We start from the raw sequence: 21,312 nt of genomic DNA, 5'->3' as shown, positions 1-21,312 counted from the left end.
ATCCCCCTTCGATTGTTCAGCCCTTGATCGAACCGCCTGATTTTCATCCTTTGATCGACCCGATCAGCGCTCCCTTAATGAAGTACTTCTGCAGATAAGGATACACGAGCAGGATCGGTACCGCTGCAAAAATGATCGTCGCCGCATGCAGCGTCGCCGCGTTGTAGTCGAACGTGCCGACCATCTGGCTCGTCGTGATTAGCTCTTCGTTGCTCATGAGATACTCCCGCAGCTTCATCTGCAGCGGCCACAGGTCCGGGTTGCGGATGAAGAGCACCGCCCGCTGGAACGTGTTCCAGTAGCCGACGGCATAGAACAAGCTGACCGTGGCGAGCACCGGCTTCGACAGCGGCAGGTAGATCTGGAAGAGGATCCGCAGGTCGTTGCAGCCGTCCATGCGGGCCGAATCGTCGAGCTCAGGCGGCAGCTCCATAAGGAAGGTACGGATGATAATCATGTTGAAGGTCCCGATGAGACCCGGAATAATGTAAGCCCAGAACGAATTCAGCAGCCCGAGCGCCTTCACGGTAAGGAAGAACGGGATGAGCGGCGCGTTGAAAATCATCGTGATCACAATGCCCAGCATGACCGCCTTGCGGAGAAGGAACGCCCGCTGGGCCAGCGGATAGGCGGTTAACACCGTGAAGAGCATGCTCATTGCCGTGCCCACGGCCGTGATCATCACGGTGACCCAGAACGCCCGCCACAGGTCATCCTTGTTCAGGATGTAGTCCCACGAGGCCAGAGTAAAATCCACAGGCAGCAGGAGCACCTGCTTCGCATCGGCGGCATAAGGCGAACTGAGCGATACCGCCAGCAGGTGAATCAGCGGCAGCACCATCGACAGTGAGGCTGCCGCGAGGAAAATGTAATTGAGCGGCTTGAACAGCTTTTCTCCCCAAGTCTCTGTCATCACCACAACCCCTGTTCCGATTTTCTCGCTAATCTGTTAAAGATCCACAATAAGAGGAACCCAATGACGGATTGGAACAAGCCGATCGCCGTTGTAACGCTGTACTGCGCCTGCAGCACCCCGGCCCGGTACACATACGTCTCGATGATGTCCCCGACCGAATAGGTCATCGGCGTGAGCAGGTTGAACACCTGATCGAAGCCGAGCTCGAGGAAGTTGCCGATCCGCAGCAGGAACAGCACGAGAATCGTGGGCATCAGCGACGGCAGCGTGATGTAGATCGTCTGCTTCCACTTGTTCGCCCCGTCGACGACCGCCGCCTCATAGAGATGCGGGTTGATGCCGGCCAGTGCCGCCAGGTAGATGATCGTTCCCCAGCCGACTTCCTTCCAGATCCCTGAGATGACGACGATCGAGCGGAACATCGACTCCTCCTGCATGAACAGGATCGGGGAGAGCCCGAACCAGCCCCGGATCATATTCGCGATCCCCTGGGCGGACAGCAGCTCGAAGACAATGCCGCCGACCACCACCCACGACAGGAAGTGAGGGAGGTAGAACAGGCTCTGGAAGAGCTTCTTCGCCAGCGCCAGCCGCACTTCGTTGAAGAGAAGCGCGAGCAGGATCGGCGCCGGGAACCCGAACACCAGATGGTACATCGCCAGGAGCAGCGTATTGCGCAGGACATTGTAGAAATCCGGGTATGCGAAAATGAACTTGAAGTTATCCAGCCCCACCCAGGGGCTGTCCCAGATCCCCCGCATGATCTGGTACTTCTGGAATGCGATGATGCTTCCCGCCACGGGCACGTATTTGAATACGATATAGTAGGCTATGCCCGGGAGGATCATGAGATAGAGCATCCAATGCTTCTTGGCATTCTGCCAATACTTGGCCAATCGTCACACCGCCTTTCTTCTGACCGGAGTCCAAAGTGTTGTTGGGATTGGCCTCATCGTACCTTCACCAGGGGGCTGCGGCAATCGATCATTCCGTTATCCCGTGCGCCAAACCGGGATGGCGCCCCGTTGTGACGGATCGGTTGGTCCCGTGGCCGTTCGGTTGATGCGGGGTGGGGCTTGGACTGACGGGGGGTGGCAGCACAACGGAAGAAGATTAGCTGCGTGCGCGCAGTCATGGGCATGGCCGGCGCTTCGGCGACAGGACGGGCCGGCTGCCCTCTCTCGGCCGGCATTTCGGCTGCGGGACGGGCGGCCCTCTTGCAAGGGCCGGTTCCGGCTGCGGGACGGGCTGGCCCGTGCCTGGGCAGATTCCCCGGCTGCAGGGACGGGGGACCCACGCCTTGGCCGGCCTTCTGTGGGAGAGCTGTGCCACGCCTCGCCGGCTGCACGCCTGCACCAAAAAGCCCCCTTAGAGCGAATATGAATTCCGCTCCAAGGGGGCCCTGCCGGGGCTGTCTAATCGTGCCGCCTACCAGCTATTCGGCTGCCGGCGCCGCTTTGGCTTTCATCAGCTCCCGGTATTTGCCCGGCGTAATGTCCTTATACTTGCGGAAGACCCGGATGAAGCTGTTCTCATGCTGGTAGCCGACCATCGAGGCGATATCCGCAATCTTGCTCGGCGTCTGCAGCAGCAGCTCCCCGGCCCGCTCCACCCGCAGCGCCGTCAGGTAATCGTGGATCGTCTCGCCGGTTTCCTGCTTGAAGAGCTGGGAGGCCAGAGAGATCGAGATGCCGGCCGCCGCCGCAATGTCCTGTACGCCGACGTTGTCGCCGAGATGCTGCCTCATGTACTCGATCATGCCCTGGACCTGCAGATACTCCTTGCTGCGGGCCGTGCGGGCAAAGCTCTCCGCGAGCTCCCGGATCTCCAGCGCCATAGCTTCGCCGATCTCGGCGAGAGGCATCGTCTCCCCGTACGGGGCTTCCCGGGCTTCCGCCCCGCCGCCCTGCTCCTTCACGCGGGAGATGCCGTTCAGCCTGTGCCTCAGAGCATTCACGTAGGACAGAGCGGCAGCCGGCGGAGTCCGGGCTTCTTCCAGCTCCCGCCGGATCCGCTCCCATAGGCACAGCGCATGGTCCGCCGCCCCGGCTTCCACGGCGTCCGCGAGGCCGCCGATCAGTGTTTCGGACGGAAGCGTGACCGCCCCGCCTCCCTGTTGAAGCGTGTCATCCCATGGGATGACACGGCCGCAGCCCAGGTACAGCCGGTAAGCCAGCGCCGTCTCCGCCTCCTGCATAGCCCTCTGCAGCGCTCCCGCATCCGGGCACGGCCGGCTGATGCCCGCCGAGATGCTGAAGCTCAGCAGGCGCCGGATCGTCTCCTCCGCCTCCCGCAGCCCCTGCTCCGGCCCCTCCGTCTCCGCTTCCCGCGGCTGAAGCAGCAGCGCCATCCGGTCATGGCCGAGATCCAGGCATACGGTCCGCCACTTCGCCGCGAACAGCTCCTCCGTAATATTGGCGAGCGCGTACTTCAGCAGCAGGTGATCGTGATCGGGGTAACGGCGTACCCACTCCCCGTACCGGTCGATGGACAGCACGGCCAAGGTCAGCGGCCCCTCATCCCAATCCCGGAAATAGCACGTCCACTTGTGCTTCCACTCCTTGGAGGAGCGGATCTGCCCGGCCAGCGCCTCCTTCACGAACTTGGAGGCCGCCTCCGGCAGCGTCTGCCGGATCAGCTGCGACAGCTTGTCGTGGTCGCTGAGCAGCCGGCCGGTTACCTGCTCCAGATCGTTCAGGTCCGGCGATACGCCGTCCTTCTTGTAGGCATGCAGCATGGAGCGCATGCGCCGCACGGGCAGGAAGGCAACGGAATTGATGTGGACGATCGTCCAGGCACCGAGCAGCAGCGCACCGGCCGCCACCAGAAGGACGACGTCGCGGATTTTCTCCGTCTTCGCGAGCAGCTCGTCCTGGGAGACGAGGGAGACGAATTCCCATTGCGTCAGCTCGGAACGGGTGTGCGACAGGAGCAGCCTGCCTCCCGCATAAGCCAGCTCGCCGAACTGATCTCCACCGAGAGCCTGCAGCGCGCCGAGCACCGTACCCGTATCCACGCCGAAATCCTCAGCTCCTGCAGCAAAAACGAGCTTCCCTGCGGAATCGAAGATGAACTGCGGACTCTTCAGGCTCGATACCTCACTGCCTGTCATCTGGGAGAACAGCGCATTCGGGTTGAAGTTCACCGCGATCAGACCTTCGTTCTGTCCCGCGATCTTGATCGTGCGGTACAGGGTCACCTGGTCGCGGCCGGCATGGCTGGTGCCCTCCGGAAGCTTGCGGCTGGCGATCATCATCGGGCGGCTGCCCATCGTTTCGGCCTGCTTCACCCAGGTGTGATCCGGAAATGTTTCGGAACGCGAGCTGTAACCGTCGGGATAACCGATGAAGCTCTGCCGCTCCTTGTCATATATATGGATGCTGTTAAGGTAAGGGGAACTCAGGAACAGGGCATCGAGCACCCCATAGAGCTGCGTCGTCGGACCGTAAGCCCCCTGCTCGGTTGTGGTGAGGAATTCCCGCACCGCCGGGTGCAGGGAGATCTTGACCGCGAGCCGGTTCGCCTCGTCCACCTGCTTGTCGATATAGCTCATCCCAATGCGAAGCTTGAGATGCTGGGGCTCGCTGAGCTCGCTCTGCAGCACGGACTTCGAGGTATAGTAGGAAGCGAGTCCCACCGTAAAGATGATCAAAGAAACCGAAAGCGTCATAATCAGTACCAGCCGGGCTTGGGTATTGCGCCAATTGCCCTTGAGCCACTCCTGGAATCTGGACATCCCGTCACCTCCCGTGTGTAATGTAAGCGCACTCTTTTTTATATTCGACCACAGGTGTGCCAATTCCTACCTTGACCGGCGGATCCCATGAAAAAACAGACAGCCGCCGGATCTTCAACGGACTGTCTGCCTTATGCGGTTCTTCCGGTATCGCTTGGAAAATGAAGCATCATGCAAAGGACGCGCGGCTGAGGCCAACTCCGCCGCGGTCTCTGAAGCTGCCTGCCGCCGTCTACCGCTTGCCCGCCGCTGCAGCCGGCTGTGTCCCCGACGCCAGATGCGCCTGCAGTCTCAGCGTCTCGATCCCCGCGAGCAGGACGATGCCGATGCCATGCGTATCGTTGAGCAGCCAGGACAGCCGCTCTTTGTAATACAGCGCCGAATACGAATAGCCCGAGCCGCGGCACACGCCGTACACATTGCCCTGCTTGTCGATACAGGTGCGGGTGAGCCCGTCGAATCCCCGGCGCACCGCCTGCACATAAGGGCCCGGATCGGGCAGCCAGCCGAAGCGGACGCCGCGGGCGAAGGCGTAGATGAACATCGAGGTGCAGGAAGCTTCCGGGTAAGACTGCGGGTCCGTCAGCACCTGGTGCCACAAGCCGTACTCATCCTGCAGCGCGAGGTACCCGGAGCACAGCTCCCGGTAGAAGCTCAGGATCTCACCGCGCTTCGCATGCCCTTCCGGCATCGTCTCGAGCAGCTCGGTCAGCGAGAAGAGCACCCAGCCGTTGCCCCGGCCCCAAGGGACCGTATTGGGCTTGCCGAATCGAAGGTTATAGACGTGGTGCATGATGCGGCGCTCCGGCATGAACAGCAGCTCCTTGTAGCGCAGAAACTGATTCGCCGCATCCGTCAGATAAGCTTCGTCGCCCGTCAGCTCGTAGTACCGGCACAAGAACGGGGTGCTCATGTACAGATCGTCGCACCACACGGTTCCGTGCATGAGCTGGCTGTGCCCCCGCCGGCGGTACAGCATCCCGTTCGGCAGACGGTCCTGCTCGCGGGTAATGTACTCCGCGATCCGGTCCGCCGCCCACCGGCCTCCCGGCAGCTCCCGCTCCCGGAGAACCCGCAGCATCGTCGCCCCGAAGGAGCCGCAGTCATCCAGCGAGTCGATCAGCGCAAGCTGGTGATTCGTCCCCGGTCCGCCGTACTGCTGGGCATCCCACTCGGAGTACTCGCCGAGCCGGGTGCACTGGCCGATGTGATCGGCCGCGTAGTCGATATAATCCGCGCGGCCAAGCTCCTTGCCGGTCTGGAGGATGCCGTAGAGCGTCACGCCGAGCGGATAATTCCACCGGCCGAACAGGGGATTCTCGAGATACGGCCTCACCCATCCGCGCGGCTGGTCCACCCGCCAGTAGACCCGCTCCTCGCCCTCGCCGAACAGTGTCTCCATGACGGGCACCTCGCTGACGGAAGGCTCCGCTCCCCTGTCAAAGGGACCGAGGTACAGCCAGGGATCCTCTCCCATCCCCAATACCGGGGAGGGCTGCACCCACCGCACTTCCTCCGGACCGCTGAAGGGCTCGAAGTCGAAGCCCCACGGGGCTCCCTCGCCTTCGCTTTGCCCCCGGACCACGAAATCATGGCTGCCGGCCGGCACCTGCAGCACCACCGCAATCTCCCCGCTGCCGCCGCCTTCCGCCGGGGTCTCGTACACGAGCCGGCCCCCAAGATACAACGCAGTGCGGCCGGCAAGGCGGCCCTTCAGCGTGACCTCGGCGGGCGCTGCGCCCCGGTTCTCCAGCTTCGCCCACGCGAAGGCGAGCTTTCCGGGCTCCGTCTCCCCGCCGATCACCCGGGCGAAGCGGCCGCGCTGCACCGCCTCGGCGTCCCAAGACCGGTCCGGCAGCCACCGGACCGGGGCGCCGCTCTCCTGCGCCAGCGACTCCATGCGGAATGCCTCACGGCCCGGCGCCCCCATCGGCTCGCCTCCCGAGAGCTCCGCTTCCGCCGGCTTCAGCCCGTACCAGCGGACCGCCTGCGGCTCGCTGTAGACCCACCCCTCCTGCCCTTCCCGTTCCTTGGTCGGGGCCAGGAAGTGCAGCGGCGCCGCCTTGATGAGCCCGGTGCCGAACCGCCCCCCGCAGCCGGTCGCTGCGCTGGTGAATTCGAGCACCACGTGGTTCCAGCCCCGGCGCAGCGGCGCCTTGAACTCCGCCGTCTGGTCGGGCAGCACGTCGTCCCGCTGGTTCGACTGGAACACCCAGGCGTCGTTCACGAACGCCCGCACGGGCCCGTAGCACGAGATCCGCAGAGGCTGCTCGCCTTCCTGCTCGGCCCACAGCTTCGCCCAGGCATACACGAAGAGCCCGTCCTCCAGCTCCCCGAACTTCTCCGCCAGATTCATATCATAGCGGTACTCCGCATCCCTCAGGAAGCCGCCTCTGTTGAACACCCGGTACACCGGCGGCAGCTTTGGGTTCGCCCCGATATAGCGGTTCACCACCGCCGTCAGCATGTCCTCCGTCCGCCCGGCTGTGCGCGCGGCAATCGATTCGTGTTCCTCCACGTAAGCCATATCTGTTCCCGCTCCCCTCTTGTTTTAGATTCGCACCAGATCGTCGACCCGTACCGGAAGCCCTGTCCGGATCGACCGGTTGGCCGCAATGCCGGTCAGGATGGACCTCGCTCCGTCCACGTGGTCCGCCGCCCGCCGGAACGGGTCTTCGGCCGGCTCGCCGAACAGGTCGTTCAGGAGGGCGGGATCCCCTCCGCCGTGTCCGCCTGCGGCCAGTTCCACCTCCACCTCGTACGGCTTCCCGAACATCGGGAACACGCGGATCGAGCGGCTTTTCACCGCGCCTTCCTGCGCTTTGTCTCCCCCGGAGTTCACGTACGATTTCTCGCCGACCGACATCTCGATACGCCCCTTGCTTCCGTTGAAGGCAATCCGATACCCTTCCCAGGGCAGGTAAGCGTTCAGGGAATATGTGAGGATTGCGTTGTTCTTGTAGCGCACCATGACGCCCATCGTGTCCTCGATGGAGATACCGTCCCCGAACACGCTCTGGTCGCGCCGGTACCCGTCCTCATGCTCCGCATCCAGATACATCGCCTTCAGATTCTCGTTGCGGTCCAGATGCAGGGCGAACGGATCGTCCTCCGCCAGCGGATTCCTGGTTGCCCGGTCGTAGAACCGGGTCTCGCCCCGCCGCTCCGCATTCTCCTTGCCGTAGAACAGCAGGTCGCCGAAAGCGAACACCGTATCCGGCCGCGACCCGATCCAGAAGTTCACGAGATCGAAGTGGTGCGTCGATTTGTGGACGAGCAGCCCGCCGCTGTTGCGCTTGTCCCGGTGCCACCTGCGGAAGTAATCCGCTCCGTGCTTGTGATTCAGCAGCCACTCGAAGTGCACGGAGAACACATCCCCGATCGTGCCGCTTGCAATCAGCTCCCGCGCTTTCGTATGGTGCGGGGCATACCGGTAGTTGAACGTCACGCGCACCCGGCGGCCCGTCCGTTCCACCGCGTCCAGGATCGCCTGGCATTTGTCTTCATCCACGGTCATCGGCTTCTCCGTAATGACGTCGCAGCCGAGCTCCAGCGCCCGGATGATATAGGTATGATGCGTGCGGTCCACCGTGGTCACGATCACCGTATCCGGCTTCACCTCGCGGATCATCCGGTCGAAGTCTTCCGCCTTGTACGCCGGAACGGCTGCCGCTCCGTACACTTCCGTAAGACGCTTGTTCGCATAGTTCATGCGGGTCTCATTCGTGTCACAAAAAGCCAGCAGCTCCGACGTCTCCTTGAACTGCGTGGCAATCGCGGACCAATAAAACTCCGCCCGCCCTCCGGATCCTACCAGCACGTACGTTTTTTTCGCTCCCATAACTCCAATTCCTCCCCAAGTTCCACCGGGCTTCCGCGCCTTCCTAATGAACCGCAGCTCCGGTGTTCTTCTCGGGCCTTATCGTACCTCGGGACCATGTGCGTCTCAATGGCCCGTTTGCCCAGACCATGGACCATTGCGGCAGAAGCCCCGTTCCTGCACGATCGGTTGGTGCCGTGGCGGATCGGTTGGTCAGGTACCCGCCGGCCAAACGCCAAAAACACCCGGCTCTCCCAAGGAAAGGGATGAACCAGGTGCTCCGGGTGAAGACTATGCTATTAACTTGACGCTACACTTTGAACTTAACGCTGCACTTTAAATTTAACGATCAGGCGCTGCAGCTCCTCGGCCATCTCGGAGAGGGCTTCGGAGGAAGCGCGGATCTCCTGCATGGAAGCCAGCTGCTCTTCGGCCGCCGAGGATACCGCCTGGGTGCCGGAAGCCGTTTCTTCCACCATTCTCGTAATCTCGCCCATATGGTGGACGACCTGCTCCGCTCCCGTGGTGACTTCCTGCACCGAAGCGGACACTTCCTCGATCTGGCTCGTCACGTCGCCTACGGAAGAGCGGATCTGCCGGAACGACTGTCCGGCATCGGCCACGACGCCCATACCCTGCGTCACTTCCTGCGTTACGCTGTTCATCGAGAGGACGGCCTTGTTCGCCTCTTCTTGAATGAGCGATACGAGCTGCGAGATCTTCTGGGCCGATACCCGGACTGCTCCGCCAGCTTGCGAACTTCGCCGGCCACTACGGCGAAGCCGCGGCCGTTCTCTCCTGCCCTTGCCGCCTCAATCGCCGCGTTCAGGGCGAGCAGGTTCGTCTGGCCGGCGATGCCGGTAATGACCTCGACGATCTGGCCGATCTCCTGGGAACGCTCCCCGAGAGATTTGATCGTCCCGCCGAGCCCTTCGACGATCAGGAATCGCCCGGGATGCCGGATGCACCGCCGCCCTCTTCTCTGAACCGGTCGAACTGCTCCTGGATCTCCTCCACCACATGGTCGATCCCCGCATCCTTGAGCTTCGCGCGGAAGGCGCCCATGACGGACTCCCAGTCCACCCCCGCATCATAGAGCTGCGGGAGATATTCGCCGGTGATCACCTGGAGCTGGGCCATTTCGGATTTGACGGGCGCGAGGTCCGGTACGAATCCCAGCGTGGGCGAGAGCACGGCGTCCTGGTCCCAACTCCTTAGCGCCGCCGCATACTCCTTGGGGATATGCTCGCTGAACCGGGCATACCGGATATCATCCCAGGCCCAGTGGACCGGCGTATAGCGCCGCTCCGGGGGAATTCCTTCATAAGATAAGGCTCCGTCCTTCAGCTTGTAATGAACGCCCTCGATTCCATAGGTAAAAAGATCGAAGTTCTCCTGGCTGCTTCTCAGCCAGTTCACGAAAGCCACCGACTCTTTCACATGGGCACTGGTGGACAGCACGGACAGAATGTTATCCGCCGCCGTGAAGAGATACTTGGGCTTCTCCGGATGAAGATACACATTCTCGAGCTCCCCTTCCGGATGGGCCGCCTTGAAGTCATCGACCCGCTCCGTCTGCTTCATGACCACGCTCCATGTGGCAGCCACCCGCCCCGAAAGGAAGGCCTGCTCCGGGTCCGGGAACTGCGAGGTGACGGAAGGCGGATAAGGCGCATAGCCCTTGGCCTGCCACTCATGCATCTTCGCCATAATATCCCGGAAGCGGTCCGACTCGTAGGTGTTCCTGACCAGCAGATCGGGGTCGTCTGGATCAATATAAACCGGGGAATTGAAAAATCCCCCGGCCAGGAACGCTGCATTGCCGTATTCGCGCAGCAAGAACTTGCCCGTATCATAATAGTAAGGGACGATATCCTTCTCATGCTTCGACACCGCCTCGAGATAGGCATCCATGCCGGCTATCGTCCGGATCTCCGGCAGGCCGTACTTCTTCCGAAGGTCACCCCGGATCTGCAGGAAGCTCTGGAACTCCGCCATCGGCATCACACGGGGGATACCGTAGATGCGGCCGTTCACCGTCACTCCCTTGAATGCGTAAGCCGGGGTGCTCTTCACCAGGCTTGGGCCGTAGCCCTCCAGCGCCTCATCCAGCGGGGCGAGCACTTTTTTCGCTGCGAGATCCGGTATATTCGAGTAGGCCGTCACCACGAGATCATAAGGTTCGCCGCTGGCGGCAAGCAGCCATATCTTATTCCAGTACTGGGCGTACGGGATATAGGTAATCTCCAGCTTCAAAGGGAGACCGTCCTGCGCCAGCTTCGCTTCAACGGCCCGGATCACCTCCGCCTCGTTCGCAGGCCGCTCCAGCGGGAAGACGATCTTCAGCACTGCCGGCTGAAGAGTGGCGCGGTCGGCCTCCTGCCGGGAGGCCGCCTGTCCTGACCCGTCCGCGCGGGTGAGGTGACGGACCGCGAGGAAGAGCACACCCGCTGCAGCAAGCAGCCCGGCGAGCAGCACCAGGATCGGAACGTACACTTTCTTTTGCAATGCGGCTTCCCCTTCCCTCCGACTGTTTGAAAACGGATACAATAATGGCCTGAACACGGCGGCCGACCGCCCGCCTCTTCCCCCGATTGTACCGCAATCTCCCCTCCCGGGAAACCGAAATTCGGTCCGTCCCGCGAATCCTTGCTCAGGGCCGCAGGAAGCCACAACACAGCAGCCCCTCTGAAAGGAGCTGCCGTGCCGTGAACGGGCCTTTATTTTTTGCCTGCCGCCTGATACCGGTCGTACTGCGCCTGTCTTCCCTTGATGACGTCCTCAATGCCCATGCCCTTCAGTGCCTTGAGGTAAGCGTCGAAGTTGTCGAGGCTCTCCTTGCCTGTGATGAACTTGATATTCATCTCATTCACGTAGGTCGTCATATCCGGCATGACCGTATTCTCGGTGCCGGCCTCATCCGGAAGCGCGTAGACGAACGGGAACGGCGGCTTGATGTACTTCTCCATCTCCTTGTCGATCTTGGCATGCCATGGCGCCACAAGGACATCCGTCGATTCGACCGACTGCTCGATCGGCAGGTTCACCGGATTGATGCCGAATTTCTGTATAAAATCGTTGTCCTTCCCTTTCTCGGTAAACTGCTTCTTGCCGTCGACCACCTCATATGTCTCTCCCTTGAGGCCCCACGCATAGATCTCCTTGGCCTCTTCGCTGCTCGCATAGTCGAGGAACCGGAACGCCAGCTCCGGATCGGCCGCGTTCTTCGAGATCCCGAATACCCCGGTAATCGGGTTGCGACCCATGTAGAACTGGTCCCCGTGCGGCCCCTTGAGCGGGGCGATGCCCTTGATCAGCGGCGTGTTCGGATCATAATCCTTGAACAGCTTGCTGTAGACCATCGACGTATAGTAGCTGAAGTTGAACGTAACCCCCGTGAGGTTCTGCGAGAATTTCGAGGTGATCTGATCCGACGTCGTGGAAGCAAAGTCCTGCTCGAGCAGTCCCTCCTTGTACAGCCCGTTCAGGTAGGTGAGGTATTCCTTGTAAGCCGGCTCGTAGTAAGCATAGTGCACCTTGCCGTCCTTATCCGTATAGAAGCTGTTGGCCAGATCCATGCCGAACACCGGTCCGAAGGCGCTGGCGAGCAGCTTCGGCTGCACGGAGAATGGAATCTCGTCCGGCTTGCCGTTGCCGTTCGGATCGCCGGACTTCATCTTCCGGAGCATCTCCGTGAACTCATCCAGCGTCGTCGGCTCCTTCAGCCCCAGCTTATCCAGCCAGCGCATGTTGACCATGAAAGTCGGCATGTAGTTCTTGGTGACCGCGAGCTGCGGGATGTAATAAATTTTGCCGTCGGGGGTCGTCAGGCTGGCCTTCAGCTCCGGATATTTCTCGAACAGCTTCTTGATGTTGACACCGTACTTGTCGATGTATTCGTTCAGCGGTTTGAACAGCCCGCCTTGGATATTCTTCATTGTCTGGTCCTGATCGAGCAGGTAGACGATGTCCGGCAGGTCCGCTCCCGCCGCGAGCCGCGGACTGATGGCGTCTTGGTACGTCGTCGGCGGGATGAGCTCCCAGTTGACGGTCACTCCCGCCCGCTTCGTGACCTCCTGCACGATCGGCGCGTTCGTCAGATCCACATTATTGCTCCACGCATTGGTCGCGAGGATCTTCAGTGATGCCGGCTGATCCGTCACCGGCCCCGCCCCTGTATAGTTGAAGCTCGGCGACGCCGTACTGCTTCCTCCCTGCGCCCCCGCCGTCTCCCCTCCGCCCGCCGGCGCTCCTCCGGTACCGGTACATCCCGCCGCCAGCACCGCCGCCAAGCCTGCCATCACCGCCGGTTTGGCCATGCTTTTTGCTTTACTCTTTTGGTTCATCGTCTTTGCCTCCCTGGGTTTTATGTATTGCTGTTATGCCTTTTGCTGTTTGGGTTTTGCGGTTTTGGTCTTTTGATGTTTTGGTGTCTTGATGTTCTGGTGTCTTGATGTTTTGATGTTGTAAAAAAGCCTCTCATTTTGAGAGCGACCTTTGAGCGAAGCTCAACGGAGCGCAAAATGCGCGTTTGGTTTTTGATTTTGGTTTCTGCTGTTCTGTCTGCTCTGATGTTCTTGCCCTTGCCCCTACCTTGCCGGCGAAAATATGTCATTTTGGTAGCGACCTATGAGCGAAGCTCATCGGAGCGCAAAATGACATATTGAGCTACCCTTTGACCGCCCCCAGCGTAATCCCCTTTACAAAATACTTCTGGATAAACGGATAAATCGTGATGATCGGCAGAATGCTCACGACAATCGCCACATACCGCACCTGCAGCGTCGAGACGGCCAGCGACGTGGCCGCCGTCTCCCCGCCCATCTTCTGCAGCACCTCCGGCGACGCCATGATGAGCACCCGCCGCAGGAAAATCTGCAGCGGCTGCAGCTCCTGCTTGCCCAGATACAGCAGCGCGTTGAAGAAATCGTTCCAGTGGGCGACCGCATAATACAGCGTGAGCACCGCAAGCGTCGGCTTCGTCAGGGGAATCGCAAGCCGGAACAGAAGCGTGAATTCCCGGGCCCCGTCCATGCTGGCGCTTTCGAAGATCTCATTCGGAATATTCTCGAAGGCCGAGCGCAGGATCATGACGTTGAACGTGCTCACCAGCACCGGCAGCACCATCGCCCACCGCGTGTTGTACAACCCAAGCTCGGTGATCACCATGTAGAGCGGGATGAGCCCGCCCGAGAAGTACATCGTGAACGCGATATAGAAATTGAGCTTGCGCCTCAGGAAAAACCGTTTCCTGGAGAGCGGATACGCAGCCAGGCACGTCGCTACAATGTTGAACACCGTACCCACCACCGTATACCAGATCGTGTTGTAGTAGGCCCTCCACAAATCCGGATACTGCAGCACCATCCGGTAGCCGCTCAGGCTGAAGTCGACCGGAAATAGCGTGACGAGCTTCTTGTCGATCGCCTCCACCGAGCTCAGCGAGACACTGACCACGTACAGGAACGGATACAAGGTGATGACGACCGCCAGAAGTGTGAGCGCATACACCAATACGTAGAAGCTTTGATCGATCCGTGATTTTTGCATAACCGCCTTACTACCTCCCTTCGCTTGGCCTCTACCACAGCGACATATCGTTCACCCGCCGGCTCAACCGGTTGGCGAAGAAGACCAATGCGAACGATATTACCGAGTTGAACAAGCCCACCGCCGTAGCAAAACCGAAATTCTGCGATTCGATGCCCTGCCGGTAGACATAGGTCGAGATCACATCCGCCGTCTCGTAAGTCGCCCCGTTGTAGAGCAGATACACCTTCTCGAAATTCACGCTCATGATGCTCCCGATGGACAGCAGCAGCAGAATGACGATCGTCGGCTTCAGGCTGGGCAGCGTCAGATGCCAGACCTCCTGGAACTTGTTCACGCCGTCGATCCGCCCGGATTCGTACATCTCCTGGTCGATGCCCATGATCGCCGCAATGTAGATGATCGAGGAGAAGCCGAAGCTCTGCCAGATGCCCGAAGCCGTGAAGATCGTGCGGAACCACTCGGGGGCCATCATGAAGTTGATCCGCTCCATCCCGAGGCTGGCGAGCAGGGTATTGACGATGCCGTCCGTCGGCGACAGGAAGTTGATGATCATCCCGGCGATCACCACCGTCGAGATGAAGTGCGGAAGGTACGTCACGGTCTGCGCGAACCGCTTGAACAGGCCGTTCTTCAGCTCGACCACGCAGATCGCGAACAGGATCGGGACCCCGAAGCCGATCACCAGCGGATAAAAGGCCAGCAGGAACGTATTGCGCAGCAGCCTCCAGAAGTACCGCGAGTTCACAAACTGGAGCAGCCACTTGAACCCGACCCAGTCCCCGCCGAAGATGCCCTGGCCCGGTGTGTAATTCTTGAAGGCGATGAGAATGCCCGGCATCGGCAGATAGCAGAAGATGAAGTAGTACAGGAATATCGGCAAAAACATCAGAATCAGTGCTTTATCCCTTCGGAGCAGCTTCCCGAGGGGAATTCCTTTATTGTCCAAATGCACCCTTCTCCTTCCCGGATGAATGAACGGAAGGTACCGTCCCGTTCCTTGTACAGCAAGTGTAGCAAACGCTTTCTTACGCAGAAATCGGAGATTCTTTCGATTTCCGGTACTTTTTTAGGGCACTCGGCATACAAAAAGACGCCTGCGCCGATCGGAATCCGATCAACACAGACGTCGTTATTGTGAAAGGGGAGCATACGGAGTACCTCCTCAACGGAAGAAGTTCCGAAGCGCGTAAACTGGACTTTCGGACTACCCTTCTTCCGGAAGGGACACTCCTTCGATATACCGGGGAAAGGTAACGGTCACCTTCGTCCCCTGCCCCGGTAAGCTTTGCAAGCTTAATCCATAGGCTGCGCCGAAGCGGAGCTGCAGGCGGTCATTGACGTTCTTGAGGCCGTAGCCTTTGGAGCTGGCGATCAGCACCTCCCGTGCCGTCTCCGCATCCATGCCCGGCCCGTTATCCTCGATGGTGAAGGTCACCCGGTCCCCCTCCAGGAACCCGTGCATGGCGATCCGGCCCCGGCGCTCCCCTTTGCGGATCCGGTCGATACCGTGCTCGAGCGCATTTTCGAGGATGGGCTGGAAGATCAGGTTGATCGTATCGAACTCCAGCACCTGCTCCTCCACCTCGCAGAGGAAGTCGAAGCTGTGGCTGTGCATGACGAGCTGGATCTGCATATAGGCCCTGGCGTTCTCGAGCTCGTGCCGCACCCGGATGATATTCCGGCCCTTGTTGAGTACCGTGCGGTAGAACTTCGATACGTTCGTCGTGATCTCGCTGATCTCCATCGCGTCAGCCTGCAGGGCTTTCCAGTTGATAATGGACAGGGTGTTGTAGAGAAAATGGGGATTGATCTGCGTCTGCAGCGCCTTCAGCTCGGCTTCCTTCTGCGTAATTTTGCTCTGGTACACTTCTTCGATCAGGGTGTTGATATTGTTCAGCATCCGGCCGAACCGGTTGGTGAGCTGCCCGATCTCATCGCGCGAAGGACTCGAGACCTCGACCTTCAGGTTCCCGTTCTCGACCAGCATCATCGTCGTGTTCAGCTTCGTGATCCGGTTCACGAAGGTGTTCGAGAACATCCGGATGAGGAACACCAGGATGAGGAGGCATACCGCAATGATCAGCGCCGTGGCCCCGACGATACTGCGGGCATCGACGGCAATGGCATCCTTCGGCGTGCAGTAGAGCAGCTCCCAGCCGGCGCCCGGGATCTCCTTGCGGAGGTACAGGTACTCCGTCTGCCCTACGGTCAGGTAGCCGCTGGCAGGCCCGTCCGCTGCAAGCACGGCAGGCGGCTGGAAGTCCTCCGGCATGGCGGCGCTCCGGGAGGTGACGGTCCGGCCCTCCCCGTCCCGGATGCTGACATGGTAGGCATCCGCCTGAATCTCACGGAGCCCCTGGAACAGGCTGTCCTCGTCGAGACTGAGGAACAGCACAGCCGAAGAGGCCGTATTCGTCCCCCTGTCGTTGTCCGCGAACAGACGGGTAGCGAACACCTTGCCGTTATACCCCATCCACTGCGTACCGTCCTGTTTCAGGCTGCGGGACCACTGCATCCCGTGAATAAGCTCCAACGGCAGAATGTAGTTCCCCCGAAGAATATCGGGATTATCCGTGAAGACGGAGATCTGGAGCAGATCCGGGTTGAAGTCTAGAATGTTGCTGAAGAACGGATCGACATAATCGCGGTACAGTCCCGTGATGTTCCCGTTATGGTGGACGAAGATCTGCTTGAATACGATATTCTGGGTCACCGAGTTGATCACCGCTTCGAACTGCCGTGTCCGGAAGTCCAAGCCTTCGGCCAGACCGCCGATCGATTCGTCGAGGTTCTGCTCGGCCTGCTGGAGAAGGAAGCGGCTCGCCTGGTAGTACGAGAAGGCCCCTAGCACGATCAGCGGGATGATGCAGACGACCAGATAGGAGCTGAACAGCTTCTGTTTGAACCTCAGGTTCTGAAAATAATGGAGGAGCCGGTTCATCCCCATCTCAGGAGCTCATCTCCCTGTACTTGGCCGGGGAGACGCCGTAGTGGTTCTTGAAGATTTTGCCGAAGTACGAATCGCTCGTATATCCCGCCCGCTCGCTGATCTGCGCCACCGTCAGATGGGTCTCGCGCAGCAGCTCTGCCGCCTTCTGCATGCGCAGCCCCGTGATGTATTTGATCAAGGGCTGACCCTTCTCCCGGCTGAACAGGTAGCTGAGGTAGGTCTGCGTGAGGTGCACCTGCTCGGCAATCCAGCTCAGGGAGATATCGTGCATGTAGTTGTCCTCAATCAGCCCCACGACATCTTTGATGACCTTCTTCGTGTGAACGGCACCGCCCGCATGGGTGTCTTCTATAGGGATCAAGTCCAGCGCCTTCTGCACGCTGAATTCCAGCTCCTCCAGGGAGCGGCAGGAGAAGAGCCCCTCGACATAGTGGGACCACTCCAGCTCAGCCTCCCTGCCTGCAGTCTGCAGCGCCTTCCGGGTCAGCTCCATGCACAGATACTTCGTATAGATCACCGAGTGCTGCCCGCTTCGGCGGACCGTCTCGAAGAACAGCCCCATGCCGCGGCGGAACCCGTAGTCATCCTTCGCCTCCAGATGCCAGTACAGCCGGTCAAGCAGCTTCGTCAGGGCATCCGCCGGGAGCGGCCGCCCCGCCTGTGCCCGATCGGTGTAGAACACGGTGCCTTCTTTGTAAAAGAACTGGTTCTCTAGCAGCCCCTCCATCCGCTCGTACTCGTCCTTGAGACCTTCGGGCGTCTCCGGCCTGCCGACAACGACCGTACACGGCTGCCCGTACCCCTCAAGCAGCCTGCGCCGCAGCCGCTCCCCGACCCCCTCCTCCGCCTCGCTCAAGGCCAACTGCTCCCCGGAGGTCAGAACGAGCAGCAGGCACTGGCTCTCATTCAAGTGGAGGAGCTCCCAGTCTTCCCTCACCGTCTCGCGGATGTCTTCCTGGAAGGCCGCATCGTTGCGGCCAAAAAAACGGCCCTCGAAGTGGACGAGGATCATCCGTACCAGCCGCCCACTGAGTGCGACGCCCGCCTGCGACAAGGCCTCCAGCACTTCACCGTCCGCCCGGCCGCCGATCAGGTCGAGCAGCAGCTTTTCCTTCTCATAGACGAGCCCTTTATGGTAGCCCTCCCTGAGCGTAATCTGCTGCGCCTCCAATGCCTTCTCCTGCCGGCACAGCTCCATTGCGCCCGTCAGGACAGCCGTAAACTCCTGCACGTCGATCGGCTTCAGCACGTAGGAATGAATGCCGTAGCGGATCGCCTGCTGGGCATATTCGAACTCCCCGTAGGCGCTGTAAATGATGATCCGAAGCCCGGCGTATCGCTCCCTGGCGCTCCGGCACAGCTCCAGCCCGTCCATGAACGGCATCTTGATATCCGTGAACAGAATATCCACCGGATGGGCGGCGAGCACCTCCAGCGCCTCTTCGCCGTTCTCCGCCTCCAGTACCGCCAGCTCCAGCCCGAACTTGCGGATGAGGAACTTGATGCCGTCCCGCTCTATCGCTTCGTCGTCCACGATCAGGATCTGCAGCATGCTTGATCCCCCTTTTTTGCAATCGCTTTCATCATATGTTGCACTTCTGTGCTCCTTGTACAGGTATAGCATATTCAGTGAACGGTTCTCAAGGATTTTCCTGCCGGCCCTCTTGTTGGGGATGGCCCCGCACCGTACGAGCGTCATCTGCCCCGAAAGACGACTTTCCTTACATTATCAACCAACTGTAAATTAACCACCTTTTCCACCTTTCCACTTTCCTCAGAATTTGTTAGAATTCAGTGTCGGAACTTGTTGGCGCAGGGGCCAAACAAGGGCACGACATGGAAATATTTTCATACCAAGGGTGGCTGAATAATCATCGTGGCAACGAATGGAGAACTTCAAAAGAAGCTGCTGCCCAGGCACATCAGCATGATGGCCATGGGCGGCGCGATCGGCACCGGCATCTTCAAGGGCAGTGCCGAAACCGTTTCCCTCGCCGGACCGGGTGTGGTCCTGGCTTATGTATTTGCTGGCCTGCTGCTGCTTGTGGTCATGGGAGCGATTGCCGAGATGGCGATCGTCTATCCGAACACCAATATCAAGGGCTTTGTCCTCAAGGCCTTCGGCAGCCGCGCCTCGTTTGTCATCGGTTGGCTCTACTGTCTGCTCTGGCTGGCGGTATGCGTGATTGAAGTGGTCGTGGCGGGGAGCTTCCTGCAGTACTGGCTCCCGCAGATTCCGATCTGGCTGCTCAGCCTCGGCTGTACCGCATTCCTCATCGGAGTGAACCTGATGAATGTCAAGCATTACGGTGAATTCGAATTCTGGTTCGCCGGCCTCAAGATTGCGATGATCATCGTGTTCATCGTTCTGGGCGGCTGCATCCTGTTCGGCGTCATTCCAAGCGGCCAAACCGACTATTGGAGCAACTTCACAGAGCACGGCGGCTTCTTCCCGAACGGGGTGGCGTCGATCTTCTCCGCTCTGCTGATCGTGATGTTCTCCTTCGGCGGCTCGGAGCTCATCGGCGTGTCGGTCACGGAAGCCAAGGATGCGGAGCGCGTCCTGCCGAAGGTCATCAAGAACTTTGTCTGGAGAATCATCCTGTTCTATACGCTTCCGATCCTGGTGATCTGCGGTCTGATTCCTTGGAATGAGCTCAGTGACCAATCGAGCCCCTTCGTCCAGGTGCTGTCGATCTCCGGCCTGCAGGGGTCGGCCCATGTCATGAACTTCATCCTGATCATCGCCGTCCTGTCGGCGGCGAACTCCGGCATCTACGGCTGTACACGGATGCTGCATTCCCTGGCTGCCGAAGGGGAGGCGCCGCGCGCCTTCGCGAAGGTATCGGACAAGGGCGTGCCGGTCTACAGCCTGGCCCTCACCGCGGCGGCCCTGGTCTCCGGCTCCATGATCGCTTACGTGGCGCAGGACCAGGTCTTCGGGCTGCTGATGGCCTTCCCGGGCTTTGTCGTATCGCTCGTCTGGATCGCGATCTGCCTGGCCCAGCTCAAGCTGCGCCGTTCGTATCCGACGAATCCGAGCTTCAAAATCTGGGCTTTCCCGTATATCACCCTATTCACTACGGCGGCTCTTGGCATCATTGCCCTGCTCTTCGTACTGGACGAAGGCAACCGCATCAGTATCACGGCCTCGCTTGTCGTGCTTGCGGCATTGACCGTTATTTCCATCTTCAAGTTCAAGCGGACGTAGGACGTAGAACGCAGAACGAACCCCAAACATCCCTCCGGACACGGCAGCGTGCCCTGAGGGATGTTTTCTTGTATTTTGCAGCCGGGGTCCCTTTAGCCGCTGTTATCGACGACATCGGGATCATACGTCACTACCCGGTTATTCTGGTTGTTGCTGACGCTGCCGTAGCTGTCTCCAGGAGAGAAGGAATTCGCTCCCCCGTAATTTTTGGACGCACTCGACAAGATGATGCACACGGCATCTCCGATGTGTACCGTAGAGCTGGGTCCGACGCTGTCGACTTTGACATTCCCCACAATGGACGGCATTCGTCAAACCACTCCCCTTTCCATTCTCGTGATCCATGATATTCGCCCAGCGCCCGATCGGTGCCTGCCTCCCTCCTTGTGGTTTTCTTTCGACTGGCAGCAGGTCCTTCGTTTAATAATGTCATATGACATTTTTACACTGGCAGGGTTGACGCAATAAGCCGTACGATGCGGATATGACACGGAGAGGAGCGATGAACCTCATGAAATCAGGTTTCATCCAGAATGGTTATTTTTTATTGTTCACTTTCGTTACAGGATTTTTTTACTTTTGCTTTTACATGGTGGCTTTGTCGTTCAGTTTAAGTCTTTCATTTACAGTAATCGGCATTCCCCTGGTTACACGCGTATTGCGAACGACTACAACGTTCATCCAATTCGAACGGACGCAGACAAAATTGTATACCGATATAACGACAGAGCCTTACGAGAGTAAAGTAACAACAGGTGCATCGGTCTGGGCTCAATCCAAATTAGAACTTACGGACCGCCGCAACTGGTACGCCGTCTTTTGGTTAATGCGAAAATTTCTGATTGGACTCGTTAGTCTCGTCTGTGCGGCCGTAATCTATGTAACCCCCCTTGCTTGCCTGTTGGCACCAGTGTTGTATCGGCACGTCAAGATGAATTTCATTTTCATGGAGGTCGACACGTTTGCGGAATCCCTTCTTTTCATGGCCGTGGGAGTGGTGCTTGCAGCAATAAGCTCCAAGCTGGCTGATGGTTTGGCGAAAAAAATCGGAGGTTACACACGCAGCATGATTAGGGAGCTAAACCGGTAGCCTGGACAACGCAGCTTTCTCGCTGCGCACGCTTCG

14 protein-coding genes and 1 pseudogene are annotated in these 21,312 nt (G+C 59.6%); 2 read left to right on the top strand and 13 right to left on the bottom strand.

Annotated features, from left to right (window positions below; all coding sequences use genetic code 11):
- Positions 1-43 precede the first annotated feature (43 nt).
- The 12 genes and pseudogenes from PM3016_RS06075 to PM3016_RS06020 form a co-directional block, all read right to left on the bottom strand.
- Entirely contained in the window at positions 44-913 is an 870-nt protein-coding gene (locus tag PM3016_RS06075) for a carbohydrate ABC transporter permease (protein ID WP_013917481.1), read from the bottom strand.
- A complete protein-coding gene (locus PM3016_RS06070) occupies positions 913-1,812 on the bottom strand; it encodes an ABC transporter permease (protein ID WP_013917480.1) in 900 nt (299 codons plus the stop codon). The genes PM3016_RS06075 and PM3016_RS06070 overlap by 1 nt, the downstream gene beginning before the upstream one ends.
- Before the next feature lie 539 nt (positions 1,813-2,351).
- Complete coding sequence (locus PM3016_RS06065; RefSeq protein ID WP_014368763.1) at positions 2,352-4,652, bottom strand: helix-turn-helix domain-containing protein; 2,301 nt, start codon at positions 4,650-4,652, stop codon at positions 2,352-2,354.
- A 232-nt stretch (positions 4,653-4,884) separates the two neighbouring features.
- Positions 4,885-7,179: a glycoside hydrolase family 88/105 protein gene (locus tag PM3016_RS06060; protein WP_013917478.1), complete on the bottom strand. Its 2,295-nt coding sequence runs from the start codon at positions 7,177-7,179 to the stop codon at positions 4,885-4,887.
- Positions 7,180-7,203: 24 nt separating this feature from the next.
- Positions 7,204-8,493 carry a Gfo/Idh/MocA family oxidoreductase gene (locus tag PM3016_RS06055; RefSeq protein WP_014368762.1) on the bottom strand — a complete coding sequence of 430 codons (1,290 nt, stop codon included), beginning with the start codon at positions 8,491-8,493 and terminating at the stop codon, positions 7,204-7,206.
- A gap of 302 nt (positions 8,494-8,795) precedes the next feature.
- A pseudogene (locus PM3016_RS39075) lies at positions 8,796-9,337 on the bottom strand (methyl-accepting chemotaxis protein).
- A 74-nt stretch (positions 9,338-9,411) separates the two neighbouring features.
- The gene (locus PM3016_RS06045) at positions 9,412-10,980 is read right to left on the bottom strand and encodes an ABC transporter substrate-binding protein (protein WP_014368760.1); all 1,569 of its coding nucleotides are present in this window, start codon (positions 10,978-10,980) and stop codon (positions 9,412-9,414) included.
- A gap of 212 nt (positions 10,981-11,192) precedes the next feature.
- On the bottom strand, positions 11,193-12,818 hold the full coding sequence (locus PM3016_RS06040; protein WP_014368759.1) for an extracellular solute-binding protein: 1,626 nt from the start codon (positions 12,816-12,818) through the stop codon (positions 11,193-11,195).
- A gap of 322 nt (positions 12,819-13,140) precedes the next feature.
- Complete coding sequence (locus PM3016_RS06035; RefSeq protein ID WP_013917472.1) at positions 13,141-14,022, bottom strand: carbohydrate ABC transporter permease; 882 nt, start codon at positions 14,020-14,022, stop codon at positions 13,141-13,143.
- 31 nt (positions 14,023-14,053) lie between these two features.
- Positions 14,054-14,971: an ABC transporter permease gene (locus PM3016_RS06030; protein ID WP_014368758.1), complete on the bottom strand. Its 918-nt coding sequence runs from the start codon at positions 14,969-14,971 to the stop codon at positions 14,054-14,056.
- 258 nt (positions 14,972-15,229) lie between these two features.
- Entirely contained in the window at positions 15,230-16,972 is a 1,743-nt protein-coding gene (locus PM3016_RS06025) for a sensor histidine kinase (protein ID WP_014368756.1), read from the bottom strand.
- 1 nt (position 16,973) lies between these two features.
- Entirely contained in the window at positions 16,974-18,527 is a 1,554-nt protein-coding gene (locus PM3016_RS06020; RefSeq protein WP_013917468.1) for a response regulator transcription factor, read from the bottom strand.
- A gap of 321 nt (positions 18,528-18,848) precedes the next feature.
- Here PM3016_RS06020 and PM3016_RS06015 point away from each other — a divergent pair, with 321 nt between their 5' ends.
- Positions 18,849-20,186, top strand: coding sequence for an amino acid permease (locus tag PM3016_RS06015; RefSeq protein WP_413783338.1), 1,338 nt, complete (start codon positions 18,849-18,851; stop codon positions 20,184-20,186).
- Between the two features lie 92 nt (positions 20,187-20,278).
- Here PM3016_RS06015 and PM3016_RS06010 read toward each other — a convergent pair whose 3' ends face one another.
- Entirely contained in the window at positions 20,279-20,494 is a 216-nt protein-coding gene (locus PM3016_RS06010) for a spore germination protein (protein WP_013917465.1), read from the bottom strand.
- Between the two features lie 203 nt (positions 20,495-20,697).
- On the opposite strand from PM3016_RS06010, the gene PM3016_RS06005 reads away from it, so the two are divergent.
- Positions 20,698-21,276 carry a sensor domain-containing protein gene (locus PM3016_RS06005; protein ID WP_013917464.1) on the top strand — a complete coding sequence of 193 codons (579 nt, stop codon included), beginning with the start codon at positions 20,698-20,700 and terminating at the stop codon, positions 21,274-21,276.
- The last annotated feature ends 36 nt before the right edge of the window (positions 21,277-21,312 follow it).

The organism is Paenibacillus mucilaginosus 3016 (assembly GCF_000250655.1).
GTDB lineage: Bacteria > Bacillota > Bacilli > Paenibacillales > NBRC-103111 > Paenibacillus_G > Paenibacillus_G mucilaginosus.
This window is presented reverse-complemented; position numbering and strand designations above follow the sequence as displayed.

Excerpts from the sequence above, each read along its gene's own strand:
- PM3016_RS06010 (WP_013917465.1), bottom strand. The coding sequence starts at position 20,494 with ATGCCGTCCATTGTGGGGAATGTCAAAGTCGACAGCGTCGGACCCAGC.
- PM3016_RS06025 (WP_014368756.1), bottom strand. The coding sequence starts at position 16,972 with ATGGGGATGAACCGGCTCCTCCATTATTTTCAGAACCTGAGGTTCAAA.
- PM3016_RS06005 (WP_013917464.1), top strand. The coding sequence starts at position 20,698 with ATGAAATCAGGTTTCATCCAGAATGGTTATTTTTTATTGTTCACTTTC.
- PM3016_RS06020 (WP_013917468.1), bottom strand. The coding sequence starts at position 18,527 with ATGCTGCAGATCCTGATCGTGGACGACGAAGCGATAGAGCGGGACGGC.
- PM3016_RS06060 (WP_013917478.1), bottom strand. The coding sequence starts at position 7,179 with ATGGCTTACGTGGAGGAACACGAATCGATTGCCGCGCGCACAGCCGGG.
- PM3016_RS06065 (WP_014368763.1), bottom strand. The coding sequence starts at position 4,652 with ATGTCCAGATTCCAGGAGTGGCTCAAGGGCAATTGGCGCAATACCCAA.
- PM3016_RS06055 (WP_014368762.1), bottom strand. The coding sequence starts at position 8,493 with ATGGGAGCGAAAAAAACGTACGTGCTGGTAGGATCCGGAGGGCGGGCG.
- PM3016_RS06035 (WP_013917472.1), bottom strand. The coding sequence starts at position 14,022 with ATGCAAAAATCACGGATCGATCAAAGCTTCTACGTATTGGTGTATGCG.
- PM3016_RS06040 (WP_014368759.1), bottom strand. The coding sequence starts at position 12,818 with ATGAACCAAAAGAGTAAAGCAAAAAGCATGGCCAAACCGGCGGTGATG.
- PM3016_RS06075 (WP_013917481.1), bottom strand. The coding sequence starts at position 913 with ATGACAGAGACTTGGGGAGAAAAGCTGTTCAAGCCGCTCAATTACATT.